Raw genomic sequence first — 17,841 nt, forward strand, 5'->3', positions numbered from 1 at the left:
GCTTCACGGCGCAGTATGCCGTGTACGTCGTTTTACACACAAAAGCCCCGACCATAAGTGGGCAGGGCTTTGCGTAATTGCAGCGGTGGACTCATGTAGGAGGCTGGCTTGCCAGCGATTGCATCAGCGCGGTCTTATAGTAGGACCGTGTCGTTTGCATCGCAGGCAAGCCTGCTCCCACAGTGATTCATCAGAAGTGGAAGCTGGTGGTCAACAAGGCGGTACGGCCCGCTGCCTGGCTGGCGAAGTGCGCAGCGTAGGCTTTGTCGTAGTAGGTCTTGTCGGTCAGGTTTTGCACGTTCAGTTGCAGATCGATATTTTTGGTCAGTTTGTAACTGGCCATTGCGTCGTAGCGGGTGTAGGACGGCACATAAACGGTGTTGGCCGTGTCGCCGTACACTTCGTCAACATAGAACGCACCGCCGCCGATGGTCAGCTTTGGCATCACTTCATAAGTGGTCCACAGGCTGAAGCTGTTTTTCGGCGTGTTCGGCATTTCATTGCCTTTGTCCGACAGTGCCGTGGCATTTACGCTGCCGTTACGGTTGCCTTTCTTGCCCGGATCAACCAGTTCGCTTTTCAGGTAGCTGTAGCCTGCAAACACTTGCCACTTGTCAGTGATCTTGCCGCTGGCCGACAGCTCCAGGCCGTCAACGCGGGACTCACCGGCGTTTTCGTAGGTGAACGAGTCAGTCAGAACGCGGGTGTTTTTCTTCTCGGTACGGAATACCGCAGCGGTCAGCGACAGGCGATCGTGGAATACATCCCACTTGGTGCCCAGCTCGTAGTTGACGGTTTCTTCCGGCTTCAGGTCGCTGGTGATGGTGCTACCCGCAGCAATCAGGCCGTTACCTTCAACGCCTTCACCGACGATACCGCCTGGTGGGGTAGCCGAGGTCGCATAGGAAGCGTAAACGCTACCGTTATCCAGTGGCTTCCAGACCAAGCCGGTCTGCCAGTTGAAGAAGTGGCTGTCGTTGGAGGCTTTGGTACGACCCGTTGCAGCGTTGGTATTGGCGGTGGTGCTGAATGCGTCGTAACGCAGACCAGCGTTCAACAGCCACTTTGGATCAAGTTCGATGGTGTCGAAAACGTAAGCTGCCTTGGTCACGCCAACGGTGTTGGTGCCGTAGTAGTTGCGGGTTTCGGTACCGGTCCAGACGTCGTTTGGATTCGGGTTGGACAGCGAGGTGCACTGACCGCCGCTATTGCCGACTTTATCCGGGGTGCAGTTCGGGTTGCTGTTCGGGGAAACGGTATAGCTGCTGGCGCGAGTCTCTTCACGGGTAAATTCAACACCGGTGGAGTAGGTGTTCTTGAAGCCCGCCAGTTGGAAGTTACCAAACAGATCGGTCTGGTTGGTGGTGGTTTCGGTAGTCGAAACACGGGTGTTGGCGCGACGCCATACGGTGCCGAACTGGTTGACGTTGTGCTGGCTGTCGTCCGGCTGGGTCAGGATGTAGTCCTGGCCGGTGTTGCCGTGACGGAAGGTGTTTTTCAGGGTCATCGCATCGTTGAAGTCATGCTCAAACGAGATGGTGCTGATATCCACACGGGTCTTGCGGAAGTCTCGGTCTTTCAAACCGTAGAAGTTTTTGCTGTCGCCACCATCGTCCGGTTTGTCGTGTGCGTGAACAGCGGTTTTGGAGCTGTTGCTGTAACCATACGGAATGCCCGAGTCCGGCAGGTCGTTGCTTTCCAGGTGGTAGTAGCTGAGGTTCAGGCGGTTTTCAGTGCCCAGGCCGAAGGTCAGCGACGGGGCAACGCCCCAACGGTCGTAGTTGACCGACTCTCGGCCCGCAACATTCTGTTCATGGCTCATCAAGTTCAAACGGAACGCTGCGGTGTCGAGGAACTGACGGTTAACATCCACGGTGTAGCGGCGGGTCTGGTCGGAGCCGTAAGTAAAGCCACCATTGAGGAAGTCACCCAGTTTCGGCGTCTTGCTCACCATGTTGATGCTGCCGCCTGCCGAACCGCGACCACCAAAGGAGGAGTTCGGGCCTTTGCTGACTTCGATCGACTCGACGTCGAAAATTTCGCGGGTCTGGCCGCCGGCATCACGTACGCCGTCAAGGTACATGTCACCTTGTGCGTCAAAGCCGCGAATAAATGGACGGTCGCCCTGCGGGTTGCCGCCTTCGCCTGCACCGAAAGTTATGCCGGGTACGGTACGCAGTGCGTCTTGCAGCGAAGTGGCGGCAGTGTCTTGCAGCACTTGTTGCGGAATAACGGTGACAGAGCGCGGGGTATCGACCAGCGGCGCTGTGTATTTCTGGGAGCTGGCCTTCTCAACCTGATACGACTTTTGCTCTTGCTGCTCGCCCGTAACAGTAGTCGCGCCAAGGGAAATGCTGTTGCCCTGTGCTTTGCTCTCGGTGCTTTCAGCGGCCTGAGCCATATGGGCTGCAGAGGTAGCAGTGATAGCTACGCCGATGGCCGAAGCCAGCAAACGCGGTGAGCTGACGGGTATTTTTAATTGTTGGCGCGACATTTGAAGATCCCTTCCCCCAGAATTTGAGCCGCGAAATATATGGCAAACAATTCTGACTATCAATTGAGAGGGATTACTATTTGCGCTGAATTTACATTCTTTACAATTTGCCTTTACGGTTTTTTCACACTTGTTCGTCTACAGGCGGCTTAACAGGGTTTTACACATTCAATAAGAATCAATACCATTGCCATCCCTTTGCTATCAGGTATGGCGTCATGTTGCTGCATATCCCCGGCTTGTTTTCCCGTGAAGAGGTGCAGCGCATTCGTGAGGCGCTGGAGCAGACCCAATGGGCTGATGGCAAAATCACTGCTGGCTTTCAGTCGGCCAAGGCCAAGCACAATCTGCAACTGCCCGAAGACCATCCGCTGGCCAAGGAAATCGGCGCGGCGATGATAGATCGGCTGTGGAAAAACCCGCTGTATATGTCAGCCGCGTTACCGCACAAGGTCTTCCCGCCGTTGGTGAACTGCTACACCGGTGGTGGCAGTTTCGATTTTCATATCGATAATGCCGTGCGCCAGCCCAAGGGCAGCCCCGAGCGCGTGCGTACGGATCTGTCGGCCACCGTGTTTTTCAGCGATCCCGAGGACTACGACGGCGGCGAGTTGGTGATTCAGGACACCTACGGTGTACAGCAGGTCAAACTGCCTGCAGGCGATATGGTGCTGTACCCCGGTACCAGCTTGCACAAGGTCAATGCCGTCACTCGTGGTGCCCGCTTTGCGTCATTTTTCTGGACTCAAAGCCTGGTCCGCGAAGACAGCCAGCGCACCTTGCTGTTTGAAATGGATGGCGCCATCCAGCAACTGACCCGCGATGTGCCTGACCATCCTTCCCTGATCCAGCTCACCGGCACTTATCACAACCTGTTGCGTCGCTGGGCCGAGGTCTGAGCCATGAGTTTTCAATTACGCCGCGAAGAAGTGCTCGATGGTGATCAACTCAGTGCCATGCTGGCTGAAAACCCGGCCAAGGCTGCCCAGGCCATTTTGATGGCGGCCAAGGAAGGAATCGTCGACGGCCAGGCCTTGCTGGGGCAGATTCTGCTCGACGGCCAGGGCATTGAACGTGATCCGGTGCTGGCCAAACGTTGGTTTCAGATTGCGGCCAATGCCGGTCACCTGATGGCCCGCAATATGCTCGGGCGCTGCTGGGAGCATGGCTGGGGCGGGCCTGTCGATTGCACCCTGGCCAGCCTGGAATATCGGCAAGCGGCAGAAGCGGGGCTGGATTGGGCGCTCTACAATTACGCCAACTTGCTGGCCACCGGTCGCGGTGTGGCACAAGACCAGAGTTCGGCATTCAAGCTGTACTGGGTGGCGGCACAGGCAGGTCATGCCAAGTCGATGAACCTGGTGGGCCGCTACCTCGAAGAGGGTGTGCATTGCCCTGTGGATAAACAGGCCGCATGTGCCTGGTACGAGCGCTCGGCCCTTGGCGGCGATTTTCGCGGCCAGTTCAGCCATGCCTCGGTGTTGGTTGAAGCCGGAGATATCGATGAGGCCTTGAGCTGGTTTGAGCGTGCATTGGCAGGCGGCAATCTGAACTTTCTGCGGGTAAGCCTGGCGGCCTTGCTTGAAGCCAGGGAGCCTCGTGTGCGCGCCTTGAGCGAGTCCTGGCAAGCACGGCTCAATACCTTGCAGGGCAGCAGCCTCTGATTTGAATGACGCTGCTGCGGGCATTGCTCGTACGCGGCGAGAAAGGTTATCGGTGCTCTTTATGGAACACCCGAGTAACGATTCATTATCTATTTTATCCTTGTCTTACACCCTGCCGGGTCATGCTGTCGTTGATTAAAACCCTTTAAAGATCAATCCTGCTTTAACAGGATAATTATTTAAAGGGATTTGATATGCAGGCTAATAATATCGTGCTCAATGAAAGTATCGACGAGGCTCGATCGCTGGAGGAAATGACGGCTTTGGAAGCGGCTGTCTATTTGCCATCACAGTATATTAAAGTGCTGGCGGGCAAAAGTGATGTTGCTGTTTCCAAGGATGATTTGGGTTTTATTATTCGGCGCAGTGATATCCACAGTGTTCGAGCTTATGTACGTGAATCACGAACACTGCCAGTGGATTACAATAAAATTGTCGACTGGTTCGGTGCCAATACGGTGAATATACAAGGGCTTGGGCCCGCCAGTATTCAGTCGTTTCACCAGCGTGTTGTGCAGCACGCTGGAACATGGCCGGCACTGGAGCGTGATACAAAAGAACTCAGTCGGCAACTGAACCGTTTTTCAGACAGTTTTATTACAACGGCCAACGGTATCATTGAGCTGATTAGCAGGGTGGAATTTGAGCGATTTATCACGGGCACGCTAGATGATTTGAGCCAGGAAGAAGAGGCGGCGCTTAAGAAAATCACGTTAAATACAACAGAGCTTAGAGCGGTGCGTATTGTCCGGGATTACGTGTTGCTGATCAAAAAAGACACAGAGTCCTATATCAGTAAAACCTATGCAGTAGCCGCATTGGCGGCCGAATTTGAGCGCGTGCTATCGGACGAGCTGATTCACGAAGTCAACAGCAAGCTGGATGCTTATGCGAAGGCGGGCCTGTCCAGGGAACGTGAGGCGTTGACCGCGCGTATTAAAGAGCTGGACAGCGAAATCGAGCAGTTGATCAGGGACTACAAGTCTCAAGTGCTATACGGCCATTCGGGGATTTTCCTGGGGCCTGTCGGGCTGGCTATTACCGGCGGGATATTTGGTGTGAAGGCCGAAGCCACCCGAGCCCGCAAAAACAAGCTGATTGCCGAGCGCGATATTGCAAGACAGGGCAACAAGGAACAAGAACGGCTGGCCCTGGCCCTGGATGCCACGCAACAGCGCTTTACCGATTTACGCAGCCGCATGCTCGGTGCTGAACAGGGTGCCAAGCAGTTGGCGCAGGTCTGGGGTTACATTGCCAAGTATCTGGACGAGGCCGCATTCGAACTGGAGGGTGTGGATAACCTTGCCCGGCTGCACAAGTTCAAACTCGATTTCTCGCAGCTGTTAAATCCCTGGACGCGGGTCAAGGATTACAGCGTGCAGATATCCAATGCGTTTAATGAAATGATTGATGAGCGTCTGTAAAAGGGACTGAAAACATGAATAGGGAGATTGACGTGATGGGTTATGAAAGTCCTGATATGTCAGGTGTAATGGCCGGGTTGAAAAAATTCAACGCTGTGGCCATTAATCGTGAGTACGAATTTATTCCATCGTTACAGGAACGTTTGAATCTGGCGGCCAGCTGCTTGAGTAGTAGTGCACGGCTTATTACCGATAAAGTGCGTAAACTTGAAGTGATCGTGGATAATGCCGGGTTTGATGAATTGCTGGAACAATGGATTGCTATTCAAGCGCATGCTGAACTGGCTGCAGATATCAAAGCGTCGGCGATAACTGTGTTGAACGACACCCGTGCTCAGCGGGTAAACCGTATTCTCAGTGCTGTACACACGGCGAAAGAACAAGTTGAGCAGCGGGCTGCGGAAGGTGAAGGGCTCAACCTTGAGCATTACTCTGATCCTTTGTTGGCTTATGACGTGGCAAGGCTGACTGAACTGGAACAACAAGCCATAAGCCTGCAGTTGGAAGAGGATCGGTTGCGTGCAGACAAACAGGCGATAGAGGCCGCTGTAACTGTTCTGCAGTCGCGAACCTGGCTGGATCATATAAGAGACTTGCTGCCCACGGCCGAACAAATCCAGACGCTGGTAGCGACTGCTTTGGTGGGCAAGGCAGAGGCGGATATCGTCACGGCTGCCATTGAGCGTGTCACGCAGTATCTGGGCTTCTTTGATGGTGGGTATCGATTGTTTTCGTTGGCTCAGGCACGCAACAAGATAACCGACAAGTTATTTGACTTGAGAACGCTCAAATATAAAAACCAGACTGATGTCCGAGCACTGAAAGAGCGTTCAGAAAAAATCAGGCGCCACGCCGAACTGGTAGAGGCACGGGCCTACTGGGTCGACAACATGAGGTTGGTGGCCAGGGGGATGGCGGTATTTTCAGCCAGGGTTAACCCTACGGCGCAAGTGAATGAGGCTTCGATGCAGAACGCATCGGCAGAGCTTGCAGGGTTTCAGCAATTTTTGCGCAGGATCAGCCGCTAGGCAATGGCCCCCGCACGATTGTGCGGGGGCCATGGGCTTACAGGTAGAACGACTTCAGTGGCGGGAAGCCGTTGAACTCAACAGCACTGTAGCTGGTGGTATAGGCACCGGTCGACAGCCAGTACAGGCGATCACCGATGGCCAGGTTCAGTGGCAGGCCGTACTTGTAGTTTTCGTACATGATGTCGGCGCTGTCGCAGGTTGGGCCTGCGATAACCACTTCTTCCATCTCGCCTTTCTTCTCGGTCCAGATCGGGAACTTGATGGCTTCGTCCATGGTTTCGATCAGGCCGGAGAATTTGCCCACGTCGGTGTACACCCAGCGCTCGACGGCAGTGCGGGATTTACGCGCGACCAGAACCACTTCACTGACCAGAATACCGGCGTTGGCAATCAGCGAACGGCCTGGCTCCAGAATGATTTCTGGCAGGTCGTCGCCGAAATCTTCCTTCAAGAAACGGATGATTTCTTCGGCGTAGGTTTCCAGGCTATTGGTACGGGTGATGTAGTTGGCCGGGAAGCCACCGCCCATGTTGATCAGCTTGAGGACGATGCCGTCTTCTTCTTTCAGGCGCTCGAAGATCACTTTGACCTTGGCGATTGCCGCGTCCCACACGCTGATATCGCGCTGCTGGGAACCCACGTGGAACGAGATGCCGTAGGGCACCAGGCCCAGGTCACGGGCCAGGATCAGCAGGTCCATGGCCATATCGGTCTGGCAGCCGAATTTGCGCGACAAAGGCCAGTCAGCCGTGGTCGAGCCTTCGGTCAGGATACGTACGTAGATTTTCGAGCCCGGTGCTGCCTTGGCAATATTGCGCAGATCGGCTTCGGAGTCGGTGGAAAACAGGCGCACGCCCTTGTCGTAGAAGTAGCGAATGTCCTTGGATTTCTTGATGGTGTTGCCGTAGCTGATGCGATCCGGGCCAACGCCTTGAGCCATCACCTTGTCCAGTTCGTAGATCGAGGCGATGTCGAAGTTCGAACCCTTGTCGCGCAGCAAGTCGATGATTTCGACGGCCGGGTTGGCTTTGACGGCGTAGTACACCTTGGCAAATTCGAAGCCTGCACGCAGGTCATCGTAAGCTTTGCTGATCATGGCGGTGTCGATCACCACGAACGGGGTTTCCTGGGTGTCAGCGAAGGCCTTCATTTTGTTGAAGGTATCGCGCGCGTAATAGTCTTCGACCTGAATCGACATGCTGGGGGACTCCTGTGGCAAACGTAAAAAATAAATGGGTGCAGCTGAACATCCTCCGTATCCCCACTTTGGTTCGCCTACTTCCCAAGGCATGTCCGCCGAAAGCAAATAAGGTAAATGGACCTTGCTGTCTCGTCGTCAGTACTTGAGCCGGATGGATCGTTTCCAGCATGGATGTTCGGCGCGAACTTTAGGGCGTGAGTGCGTTGAGATCAACTAAAAATGTCGCGTTTTTGTACGCGTTCGTCGTGGGCTCTCTTACAGCTATTTAAGTAACCGACCTTGATGACGTTGTGATGTTCCCCTGTCAGTCCACACTTCATGAACGCGGCGGCCACGCTTAGCCCCTTGCTGGCGAATCCTGGCGCTCTAGCATGGGCTGATTATTAACAGGAGCCACCTTATGTTCGCCGGGTTTCATACAGAAAAACGTCAGGTCAATGGCGTGCAGATTGCCTGCCGTATCGGCGGCAGCGGGCCGGGGTTGCTGTTGATTCACGGTCATCCGCAAACCCACGTGATCTGGCACAAGATCGCAGAACAACTGACCCGGTTTTTCACCGTGGTTGCGGCGGATTTGCGTGGTTATGGGGACAGTGAAAAACCGCCAGCCGTGGCCGGGCATGCCAACTACAGCAAGCGGGAAATGGCCCGTGACTCGCTGGAGTTGATGCGCAGCCTGGGTTTTGAGCAATTTTCGGTACTGGCCCATGACCGCGGTGCCCGTGTGGCTCATCGCCTGGCGTTGGACCACGGGCATGCGGTCACCCGTCTGGTGTTGCTGGATATCGCGCCGACCCTGGCGATGTATGCACAAACCAACGAGGCCTTTGCCCGGGCGTACTGGCACTGGTTTTTCCTGATTCGCCCGGCGCCTTTGCCGGAAAGCCTGATTGAGGCAAATCCTGAGCAGTACCTGCGCAGCGTGATGGGCAGTCGCAGTGCGGGCATGCAGCCGTTTACTGCTCAGGCTGTGGCTGAGTATGTGCGCTGCATCCACTTGCCGGGGGCAGCGCGGGGGATTTGCGAGGACTATCGCGCCAGTGCAGGGATTGATCTTGAACATGACCGGGCTGATCTGGAAGCCGGTCACTATCTGACCTTGCCAGTGCTGGTACTTTGGGGCGCCGAAGGTACGGTGGGGCGTTGTTTCGACCCGCTGGCCGAATGGCAGAAAGTGGCCCTCGATGTGCGAGGGCAGGCCTTGCCGTGCGGGCACTACATAGCCGAAGAGGTGCCTGAGCTGTTACTTGGCAAGGTGCTGGCTTTTCTGCGCTGAGCTATTCTGTGCGCTCTTGCCGCCAGGCCGCCCATGACCATGCCCGTGAAAAAAGATTCTGCGCCGTTACCTGAAGACCTGCGGGTCTTCCTTACGGTTGTGCGCAAGCGCGGCTTTGCTGCCGCCGCAGAAGAGCTGGGGGTGTCCCCGGCGTATGTAAGCAAGCGCATCCAGATACTCGAAACCACCCTCGGTAGCCGCTTGCTGCATCGCACCAGCCGTCGCGTCGCCCTGACTGATGATGGCGAGCGTGTGCAGCGCTGGGCGGTACGTATTCTTGATGATGTGCAGCAACTACATGACGAGCTGTCCGACGCTCACTCAGCACCTCGTGGCCGCTTGCATGTATGCAGCTCATTCGGCTTTGGCCGCAACCATGTGGCGCCTGCCATTTCGTTGCTGGCGCGCCAGTACCCCGAGCTGGAGATTCGTCTGGATGTATTTGACCGGGTGGTGGATATCGTCCACGAGGGGTTTGATCTGGAAATTCGCGTGGGCGATGACGTGCCTGGCCAGCATATTGGTCGCCGGCTGGTGACTAACAATAGGGTGTTGTGCGCTGCTCCCGATTATCTCGAACGGCGCGGCGTACCTCACAGGCTGGAGGATCTGGGGCAGCATGATTGCCTGGTGCTCAAGGAGCGCGACAACGCCTTTGGCATGTGGCAACTGCAGGGGCCGGAGGGCGAAGCCAGTGTACGGGTCAGCGGGCCATTGTCATCCAATAGCGGCGAAATAGTGCTGCAATGGGCGCTGGAGGGTCATGGCGTTTTGCTGCGTTCAATGTGGGAGGTCAAACCCCTGCTACAGCAAGGACGGCTAGTGCAGGTGTTGGCTGATTACCGGCAAAGCGCCGATGTTTGGGCGGTGTATCCGACGCGCCTGGCCAACTCCGGCAAACTGCGGGTCTGTGTGGAGTTTTTGCAGGCGCATTTAGGTTGAGGGTGAGAGCAAAAGCGCCCTCCCCCAACCCTCTCCCTGTATGGCCCGGGGCAGGGAGCGGGCTGTGGTGAGGGGCTTTAAGCCTTGGCCACCTCAAGCTCAATTTCCATAGCCTCAGGCCGCTTGATCACTGCATACACCACCGCCGTCACCAGGCTACCCGCCACAATCGCCAGCAAATACAGCAGCGCATGGTTGATCGCATTCGGGATCAACATCACAAACAAACCGCCATGCGGTGCCATCAGCTTGCAGCCAAAGTACATCGACAATGCACCTGTCAACGCGCCCCCCAGAATGCTCGCCGGAATAACCCGCAACGGATCCTTGGCTGCAAACGGGATAGCGCCTTCCGAAATAAAGCACAGCCCCAGCACCAGCGCCGCTTTACCGGCTTCACGTTCAGTCTGGGCAAACTTGCGCCGCGCCAGGAAGGTGGCAATACCCAATCCGATCGGTGGCACCATACCCGCTGCCATCGTCGCCGCCATCGGTGCATAACTCTGCGAAGCCAGCAGCCCCACCGAAAACGCATACGCCGCCTTGTTGATCGGCCCGCCCAGATCGACACACATCATGCCGCCCAGCAACACGCCCAGCAGGATGGCGTTGGTGGTACCCATGCTGTCGAGGAAATGGGTCAAACCCTCAAGCATCCCGGCAACCGGCTTGCCCACCACATAGATCATCACCAGCCCGGTAAACAGGCTGGCGAACAACGGGATGATCAGGATCGGCTTCAACGCTTCCAGGCTTTGCGGCAAACGCGCATAGCGATTGATCGCCTTGGCACAGTAACCCGCGATAAAACCGGCAATGATCCCGCCGATAAAACCGGCACCCAAGGTACTCGCCAACAAGCCACCAATCATCCCCGGCGCCAGGCCAGGACGGTCGGCAATCGAGTAGGCGATATAGCCCGCCAGCAACGGCACCATCAGTTTGAACGCCGCGTCGCCACCGATCTGCATCAGGGCCGCCGCCAGGGTTCCCGGCTCTTTATAGGCAGTAATGCCAAACACAAAGGACAACGCGATCAGCAAACCGCCCGCCACCACCATCGGCAGCATAAACGACACGCCGGTCAACAGGTGCTTGTAGATCCCGGTCTTTTCCTGCTTGGCAGCTGCCCCGCCAGCAGAGGCGGCGCTTTCTTGCTTGCCTTCACTCAAGGCCTTGTTCAGCGTGGCTTCGGCCTGTTTGAGAGCGATGCCGGTGCCGCAACGGTAAATCTTCTTGCCGGCAAAACGCTCGGTAGGCACTTCGATATCGGCTGCCAGCAGCACCACATCCGCTGCGCTGATGGCCTCGGCACTCAACGGATTGCGCGCTCCCACCGAACCCTGGGTTTCCACCTGCAATTCGTAGCCCAAACGCTTGGCCGCTTGCTGCAAGGCTTCGGCCGCCATAAAGGTGTGCGCCACGCCAGTCGGGCAAGCGGTGACGGCAACGATTTTAGGCGCCTGTTTTACGCTCTCGACCTGAGCTGATGACGCAGGGGCAACATAGACTTCAGCCTCTTGAACCCCGCGCTGCAATACCGCTTCAACATCTTGCAGGGCCTGGGCCGGGGTGCTCTGAAAGACCCGTTTGCCGATAAAGCGCTGCATATCCAACGGCGTGCTGCTGACCAACAATACCCACTCAGCTTCATCGATCGTGGCCGCCGACAGCTGGCGCTCCGGGCGCTTGGGGTCGTGCACTTCAACGCTGGTACTCCAGCCCTGACGCTGCGCCGCAGCATCGAGCAAACGGGCGCACAGCACGCTGGTCACCATGCCGTTGGGGCAGCCCGTCACAATGGCTAATTTCATGTGTATCCCTCTTATTCTTCTGTCAGGGGGCGAACGCGTACGCCACTTTCGAGCGTCGCCAGGTGCGCCGCATCGCTGATACCAAAACCGATTTGAGTGACCGCCATGGCCGCAATGGCGGTGGCTGTGCGCAGGGTCTGTTCGGGGCTATGGCCGCTGAGCAAGCCGTGGACCATGCCCGCCAGCAGTGAGTCACCCGCGCCCACCGTGCTGGCGACGCTGACCTTGGGCGGCAATGCCTGCAAGGCCGGTGCGCGACTGAACCAGTTAACCCCGTCAGCACCGTGGGAAATCACCACATGCTCGACACCTTGCGCCTGCAAGCGGCTGGCCGCGGCGATCTGGGCTTCAAGGCTGCTGATATCACAGGCCAATGCGTCACTGAGTTCTTCGGTATTGGGTTTGATCAGCCACGGGCCAGCCGCCAGCCCTTGTTTCAAGGCCTCGCCACTGGTGTCCAGAATCACTTTCAGGCCCTGGGCCTTCAAACGCAGCACCAGATCGTGCAGCCACTGCGGGCTTACGCCACCTGGCAAGCTGCCAGCGACGACCACTGCGTCATGGCCAGGAGCAATGCGTTGCAGCGTATCGAGCAAGGCTTGCTGCGCCTCAGTACTGACTTGCGGCCCGGCCCCGTTAAGGTCGGTAATGCGCCCATCGTCTTCAGCAAGCTTGATATTGCTGCGGGTTTCACCCGGCACGCGGATAAAGGCATCGACAAAACCACGGCGCTTGAACAACGCCTCGAATGCCTGCGGGTTGTCTTCACCCAAAAAGCCGCTCACGGTCAGTGTGTGGCCAAGGTCCGCCAACACCTGCGCGACGTTGACGCCCTTGCCTGCAGCATGGGTCAGCATCATCGGGCTGCGATTGACTTCACCCGGCTCCAGATGCCCGAGGCGCACGGTCAAATCCAGCGCCGGGTTGGGGGTAATGGTCAGAATCCGGGCCATCAGAGCGCCTCCACCAGCGCACGAACTTCATCCGGGCTGCCAACGCTCAGTGCTTCGGCGGCCAGGGTTTTCAGGCGGTCCATACTCAATTCGCGAACCCGTGCCTTGACCTCGGGGATGCTGCGCGCCGAAACGCTCAGTTCATCCACACCCAGGCCCACCAAGACCGGTACCGCCAGCGGGTCGGCCGCCAGCTCGCCACACACGCCAACCCACTTGCCATGGGCATGGGCGGCACGCACGGTGATATCGATCAGTTGCAGCACCGCCGGGTGCAGACCGTCGGCCTGGGCCGACAAGGTCGGATGGCCACGGTCGATAGCCAGGGTGTACTGGGTCAGGTCATTGGTACCGACGCTGAAAAAGTCCACTTCCTTGGCCAGTACTGGCGCCAGCAAGGCAGCGGACGGGACTTCGATCATGATCCCCAGTTGCAGATCCGCCACCGGAATTTCCAGGCGCAGACGCTCGGTCATGTCACGAGCAGCCCGCCACTCCGCCACGCTGCCGACCATCGGGAACATGATGCGCAGCGGGCGGTTGTCCGCCGAACGCAGCAGCGCGCGCAGCTGGCTTTCCATGACCTTCGGGCGCTGCAAGGTAAGACGGATACCGCGCACGCCCAAAAACGGGTTTTCTTCTTTCTCGATCGGCCAGTACGGCAGCGGTTTGTCGCCGCCCACGTCCAGGGTGCGAACCACCAACGGGCGCCCGGCCAGGCCATCGAGTACGCGGCGGTATTCGGCTTCCTGGGTGGCCTCATCCGGGACTTGCGAGTGAGCCATGAAAATCAGCTCGGTGCGCAGCAGGCCAATGCCCTCTGCGCCCTGCTCCACCGCGCTGGCGACGCCTTTGCTTTCGCCGATGTTGGCAAACACTTCAACCGCGTGACCGTCACGGGTGACGGCCAGTTCATGACGTTGAGCGCAGGCAGCCAGCAAACGCTGTTCGCGGCTGTCGCGCTCTTGCGTGGCACGCTGCAAGGCGTCGGCATCCGGTGACACATGCAAGCGCCCGCGCTGACCATCAATCAACAGCTCCGTGCCCGGCGCCAGCAGCAACACCGACTCGCCAGCACCAACCAGGGCCGGAATACCCAGCGCACGGGCAACGATGGCACTGTGCGCCGTAGCGCCGCCACGGGCGGTCAGAATCCCCGCGACCCGCGCAGGATCAAGGCGCGCCACATCCGAGGGGCCTACTTCATCCATCACCAGCACATAAGGCTGGTCAGGTTCGGCCGGGGTTTCGACGCCACACAACTGGGCCAGCACGCGGCGGCCAATATCCCGCAAATCGGCGGCACGCTCGGCCAGCAGCGCATCCTGCAAGGACTCCTGCTGACGCGCGGCGGCTTCGATCACCGACATCCACGCCGCTTCTGCGCTCTCACCCTGCTTGAGACGCGAATCGACTTCCTCGGTCAGTTCCGGGTCGTCGAGCATTTCCTGGTGGGTGATGAAAATTTCCCGAATGGCCTGGGACTGGCTACGCGAAATCAGCCCTTCGATGTCCTTGCGCACCTCGCCCAAGGCCTTTTGCAGACGCTCGCGTTCAACCACCGACGACTCGCCACGCAGCGGGTAGTCGAAAGTTTGCAGCACTTGAATATGCGCCGGGCCCACGGCAATCCCGGGTGATGCGGCAATCGCCTGCACCACACTGCCTGCTGCAGGGGCGGTGATCAGCGTGGCGATTTCGGCCACGTCCGGCGCTGCCTCAGCCACCGTCGGCAGCGGCTCAACCTCTTCCCCCAGCCCCTCCTCAACCGCAGCCAGCAGCGCGGGCAATGCATCGTTGGCAATGCCCGGCTCGGCGATAAATTCCAGCACCTGACCGCGACGGGCACCCAGGCTCAGCAACTTGCTCAGGCTCTTGGCCGAGACTGCCGAATCCTGGCCATCGACGATTTTGACGCGGATTTCGCCTGCAAAACTTTTCGCCAATTGGGCGAGGACTTTTGCCGGGCGCGCATGCAAACCGTGGGCGTTAGCCAGGGTAATACGCGCACTCGGCCAGTCGGCCGGCAGCTCACCACCCAGCACTTCGAGTACGGCGCGACGGCTGGTAGCACTGCCCAGTTCATGACCGCGACCGGCAATCAGCAGCGCACACAAACGCTCCAGCAAAGCCTGATGAGCTTCACCCAGGCTGGCCAGGCAAAACAGCCCGCTCAGGGGCTGGCCCAGATAACGCATCGGCTTGTCAGGCGTGACAAACGCCAGCCCCGGACGCTTGACGGTTTGTTCGCTGTGCAACCACCACAGGCCATCGCCCAGCGGCAGCGCATCCACTTGTTGCAAAACGGCGGCAAAGCCATTGCTGACGCAATCAGCCTGGCGCAACAAACGGGCGCCGCGCCATACCAGCTCTTCAAAATCATCGGCTGACACGCCCAGGCCGATCATCTGTGCATCCAGCGCCAGCTCTTGCGGTGCGCCCTGCAGCAATTTGAGCAAGGCTTCAGCGGAACTGGCGCGACGCAGGGCTTCACCCAGATCGGTTTCACCCAGGGCGCGGGTCAGCAGTTGCAGCAAACGCAGGTGCTCATCGGACTTGGCCGCGATACCGATGGCCAGGTACACGATCTGACCATCACCCCAGTCCACCCCTTCGGGGAACTGCAGCAAACGCACGCCCGTGGTAAACACCAGCTCACGGGTTTCAGGTGTACCGTGGGGGATGGCGATACCCTGGCCCAAAAAGGTCGAACCCTGAGCCTCACGCGCTTGCAAGCCGCTCAGATAACCTTCAGCCACCAGGCCATCGGCAACCAGTTTATCGGCAAGCAATTGCAGCGCCGCAGATTTGTCCACAGCCGTCTGGCCCATGGAAATCTGCTCTATGGTGAGCTCAAGCATGCGTTCTCCTTTTCCGGTACTCAATGGCACCGGTATTGTTTTGAATAAGTCAGCTTAGGATTGCCCATCCCGGGCTATGTCAGCGGATGCGTGGCAAGCACATCGCTACCGGGACAAGTGCCTTTAAAAACGCCTGCTGAAACGTTTAATCAAGAATACCCGGCACGTTACTGCATAATTGCCCGCGCTTGAAGTCCAACTTGTCGTATTGATTGGCATCAGCGGGCAGATGTCGCAAATAAATCCAGCGCAGCCATGACAGACGATGGTCGGCTGCCTTTATCGGTTAGGATTGGCCAAAATGTCGACATGTACTACAAAAAATAAGGAATTTTCGGCGTGAAGCTCAGTGATATCGCTCATTTGGCAGGTGTTTCTGTAACGACTGCCAGCTATGTCATCAATGGAAAAGCCGAGCAGCAGCGCATCAGCAGCAGCACGGTGGAGCGCGTGCGCGCGGTGGTCGAGGAGCACGGTTTTACTCCCAACCCGCAAGCGGCCGGGCTGCGCAGCCGGCATACGCGTACCTTGGGGTTTATTCTCCCGGACCTGGAAAACCCCAGCTATGCGCGCCTGGCCAAGCAGCTAGAGCAAGGTGCCCGCGCCCGTGGCTATCAATTGCTGATCGCCAGCTCCGACGATGCACCGGACAGCGAGCGCCAGTTGCTCAAACTGTTTCGTGCGCGCCGCTGCGACGCCCTGTTCGTGGCCAGTTGCTTGCCCGCCGACGATGATAGCTACCGCCAGTTACAGGACCTGGGCATGCCGATCATTGCCATTGACCGGACCCTGGAACCCGAGCGTTTTTGTTCGGTGATCAGCGATGACTGCGAAGCCAGCCTGCAATTGACCCGCAGCCTGTTGCAGCCTGTGCCGCGGCAGATTGTATTGATCGGCGCACGCCCCGAGCTGAGCGTCAGCCAGGCCCGTGAGGCTGGCTTCAAACAAGCCGTCGAAGGGTTCAAGGGCGAAGTCCTGATCGAACACGGCACGGCCTTCAGCCGCGAATGCGGACGCCGGATCATCGATGACTTGCTGGCACGCCAGGGGCATTTCCCCGATGCGTTGATCACCACGTCCTACGTGCTGTTGCAAGGGATGTTCGACGCTTTGCTGGAGCACCCGAGCCAGCGGCCACCTGCGCGCCTGGCCACCTTTGGCGACACCCAGTTGCTGGACTTCCTGCCGTTGCCGGTCAACGCCATGGGTCAACAGCACAAGTTGATTGCCGAAAAGGCCCTTAACCTGGCCCTGGCAGCGATTGAAGAGCAATGCTATGAGCCCGGCATTCACGCGATTGCCCGAACCTTTAAACAGCGTATTCCCCAGGCCTGAACATGGGACTGATCGACAGCCATACCCACCTCGACTTCCCGGACTTTGACGCCGACCGCCAGCAGTTGCTGACGCGCAGCAAAGCCTTGGGAGTTGAGCAGATGGTGGTGCTGGGGGTTTATCAGCGCAACTGGCAACGGCTGTGGGACCTGGTGCAAACCGACCATCAGCTGTATGCCGCCTTTGGATTGCATCCGGTATACCTCAATGAGCATCGCCCCGAGCATGTGACTGAACTCGGGCAATGGCTGAGTCGTCTGGCGGCGCATCCACAACTGTGTGCCGTGGGCGAAATCGGTCTGGACTACTTTCTGCCGGAACTCGACCGCGAAGCTCAACAACAGCTGTTTGAAGCACAATTGCAATTGGCCGCCGACTTTCAACTGCCCGCCCTGCTCCATGTACGACGCAGCCATGCACAGGTGATTGCAACGCTGAAGCGCTTCAAGCTACAGCGCGGTGGAATTGTGCATGCGTTTGCAGGGAGTCGTGAGGAAGCTCGCGAGTATATAAAGCTGGGCTTCAAACTGGGCCTTGGCGGCGCCGCCACCTGGCCCCAGGCATTGCGCCTGCGCAAGGTAATTGTCGATTTGCCGCTAGACGCCATCGTGCTGGAAACCGATTCACCCGATATGGCGCCTGCCATGTACCCCAACCAGCGCAACAGCCCGGAGCACCTGCCCGATATTTGCCAGGCACTGGCCGAAGTGATGGGAATCAGCCCCGAGCGATTGGCCGAGGCGACTACGGCCAATGCGCGGGAGTTGTTCGGCTGGAAAGACTGAACAAAACCTGTGGGAGCGGGCTTGCTCGCGATAGCATCACTGCGATTTACCTGACAAACCG

The 17,841-nt window shown here is 58.0% G+C and carries 13 protein-coding genes; 8 read left to right on the forward strand and 5 right to left on the reverse strand.

All coding sequences use genetic code 11. The features are described from left to right. Positions 1-190: 190 nt before the first annotated feature. A complete protein-coding gene (locus ACZRMH_RS10095; protein ID WP_464013318.1) occupies positions 191-2,494 on the reverse strand; it encodes a TonB-dependent receptor in 2,304 nt (767 codons plus the stop codon). A gap of 218 nt (positions 2,495-2,712) precedes the next feature. Here ACZRMH_RS10095 and ACZRMH_RS10100 point away from each other — a divergent pair, with 218 nt between their 5' ends. From ACZRMH_RS10100 to ACZRMH_RS10115, 4 genes are all read left to right on the forward strand, one after another. Then, complete coding sequence (locus ACZRMH_RS10100) at positions 2,713-3,393, forward strand: Fe2+-dependent dioxygenase (RefSeq protein ID WP_464013319.1); 681 nt, start codon at positions 2,713-2,715, stop codon at positions 3,391-3,393. A gap of 3 nt (positions 3,394-3,396) precedes the next feature. Continuing rightward, positions 3,397-4,158: a tetratricopeptide repeat protein gene (locus tag ACZRMH_RS10105; protein ID WP_464013320.1), complete on the forward strand. Its 762-nt coding sequence runs from the start codon at positions 3,397-3,399 to the stop codon at positions 4,156-4,158. Between the two features lie 194 nt (positions 4,159-4,352). Next, positions 4,353-5,582 carry an alpha-xenorhabdolysin family binary toxin subunit A gene (locus ACZRMH_RS10110; protein WP_464013321.1) on the forward strand — a complete coding sequence of 410 codons (1,230 nt, stop codon included), beginning with the start codon at positions 4,353-4,355 and terminating at the stop codon, positions 5,580-5,582. A gap of 14 nt (positions 5,583-5,596) precedes the next feature. Further along, positions 5,597-6,610, forward strand: coding sequence for an alpha-xenorhabdolysin family binary toxin subunit B (locus ACZRMH_RS10115; protein ID WP_464013322.1), 1,014 nt, complete (start codon positions 5,597-5,599; stop codon positions 6,608-6,610). A 37-nt stretch (positions 6,611-6,647) separates the two neighbouring features. Here the strand turns inward: ACZRMH_RS10115 and ACZRMH_RS10120 are convergent, their stop codons facing one another. Continuing rightward, positions 6,648-7,811, reverse strand: a complete 1,164-nt coding sequence (locus tag ACZRMH_RS10120) for a type III PLP-dependent enzyme (RefSeq protein WP_464013323.1) — start codon at positions 7,809-7,811, stop codon at positions 6,648-6,650. Positions 7,812-8,214: 403 nt separating this feature from the next. On the opposite strand from ACZRMH_RS10120, the gene ACZRMH_RS10125 reads away from it, so the two are divergent. Beyond that, on the forward strand, positions 8,215-9,090 hold the full coding sequence (locus ACZRMH_RS10125; protein ID WP_464013324.1) for an alpha/beta fold hydrolase: 876 nt from the start codon (positions 8,215-8,217) through the stop codon (positions 9,088-9,090). A gap of 39 nt (positions 9,091-9,129) precedes the next feature. Further along, the gene (locus tag ACZRMH_RS10130; RefSeq protein ID WP_464013325.1) at positions 9,130-10,032 is read left to right on the forward strand and encodes a LysR substrate-binding domain-containing protein; all 903 of its coding nucleotides are present in this window, start codon (positions 9,130-9,132) and stop codon (positions 10,030-10,032) included. A gap of 77 nt (positions 10,033-10,109) precedes the next feature. Here ACZRMH_RS10130 and ACZRMH_RS10135 read toward each other — a convergent pair whose 3' ends face one another. Genes ACZRMH_RS10135 through ptsP form a run of 3 tightly spaced genes read right to left on the reverse strand, consistent with a single transcriptional unit; the run spans position 10,110 to position 15,660 of the window. Further along, positions 10,110-11,846 carry a PTS fructose-like transporter subunit IIB gene (locus ACZRMH_RS10135; RefSeq protein WP_464013326.1) on the reverse strand — a complete coding sequence of 579 codons (1,737 nt, stop codon included), beginning with the start codon at positions 11,844-11,846 and terminating at the stop codon, positions 10,110-10,112. An 11-nt stretch (positions 11,847-11,857) separates the two neighbouring features. After that, positions 11,858-12,799 (reverse strand): 1-phosphofructokinase, encoded by a 942-nt coding sequence (gene pfkB, locus ACZRMH_RS10140; protein ID WP_464013327.1) that lies wholly within the window; start codon positions 12,797-12,799, stop codon positions 11,858-11,860. Further along, positions 12,799-15,660: a phosphoenolpyruvate--protein phosphotransferase gene (gene ptsP, locus ACZRMH_RS10145; protein WP_464013328.1), complete on the reverse strand. Its 2,862-nt coding sequence runs from the start codon at positions 15,658-15,660 to the stop codon at positions 12,799-12,801. The genes pfkB and ptsP overlap by 1 nt, the downstream gene beginning before the upstream one ends. A gap of 339 nt (positions 15,661-15,999) precedes the next feature. Here ptsP and cra point away from each other — a divergent pair, with 339 nt between their 5' ends. Then, positions 16,000-16,995 (forward strand): catabolite repressor/activator, encoded by a 996-nt coding sequence (gene cra, locus ACZRMH_RS10150; RefSeq protein ID WP_464013329.1) that lies wholly within the window; start codon positions 16,000-16,002, stop codon positions 16,993-16,995. Between the two features lie 2 nt (positions 16,996-16,997). Further along, positions 16,998-17,780: a TatD family hydrolase gene (locus ACZRMH_RS10155; protein WP_464013330.1), complete on the forward strand. Its 783-nt coding sequence runs from the start codon at positions 16,998-17,000 to the stop codon at positions 17,778-17,780. Positions 17,781-17,841 lie beyond the last annotated feature (61 nt).

The organism is Pseudomonas sp. B414, from assembly GCF_055408445.1.

Coding starts and splice junctions, on each gene's coding strand:
- ACZRMH_RS10095 (WP_464013318.1), bottom strand. CDS start 2,494: ATGTCGCGCCAACAATTAAAAATACCCGTCAGCTCACCGCGTTTGCTG.
- ACZRMH_RS10100 (WP_464013319.1), top strand. CDS start 2,713: ATGTTGCTGCATATCCCCGGCTTGTTTTCCCGTGAAGAGGTGCAGCGC.
- ACZRMH_RS10105 (WP_464013320.1), top strand. CDS start 3,397: ATGAGTTTTCAATTACGCCGCGAAGAAGTGCTCGATGGTGATCAACTC.
- ACZRMH_RS10110 (WP_464013321.1), top strand. CDS start 4,353: ATGCAGGCTAATAATATCGTGCTCAATGAAAGTATCGACGAGGCTCGA.
- ACZRMH_RS10115 (WP_464013322.1), top strand. CDS start 5,597: ATGAATAGGGAGATTGACGTGATGGGTTATGAAAGTCCTGATATGTCA.
- ACZRMH_RS10120 (WP_464013323.1), bottom strand. CDS start 7,811: ATGTCGATTCAGGTCGAAGACTATTACGCGCGCGATACCTTCAACAAA.
- ACZRMH_RS10125 (WP_464013324.1), top strand. CDS start 8,215: ATGTTCGCCGGGTTTCATACAGAAAAACGTCAGGTCAATGGCGTGCAG.
- ACZRMH_RS10130 (WP_464013325.1), top strand. CDS start 9,130: ATGCCCGTGAAAAAAGATTCTGCGCCGTTACCTGAAGACCTGCGGGTC.
- ACZRMH_RS10135 (WP_464013326.1), bottom strand. CDS start 11,846: ATGAAATTAGCCATTGTGACGGGCTGCCCCAACGGCATGGTGACCAGC.
- pfkB (WP_464013327.1), bottom strand. CDS start 12,799: ATGGCCCGGATTCTGACCATTACCCCCAACCCGGCGCTGGATTTGACC.
- ptsP (WP_464013328.1), bottom strand. CDS start 15,660: ATGCTTGAGCTCACCATAGAGCAGATTTCCATGGGCCAGACGGCTGTG.
- ACZRMH_RS10155 (WP_464013330.1), top strand. CDS start 16,998: ATGGGACTGATCGACAGCCATACCCACCTCGACTTCCCGGACTTTGAC.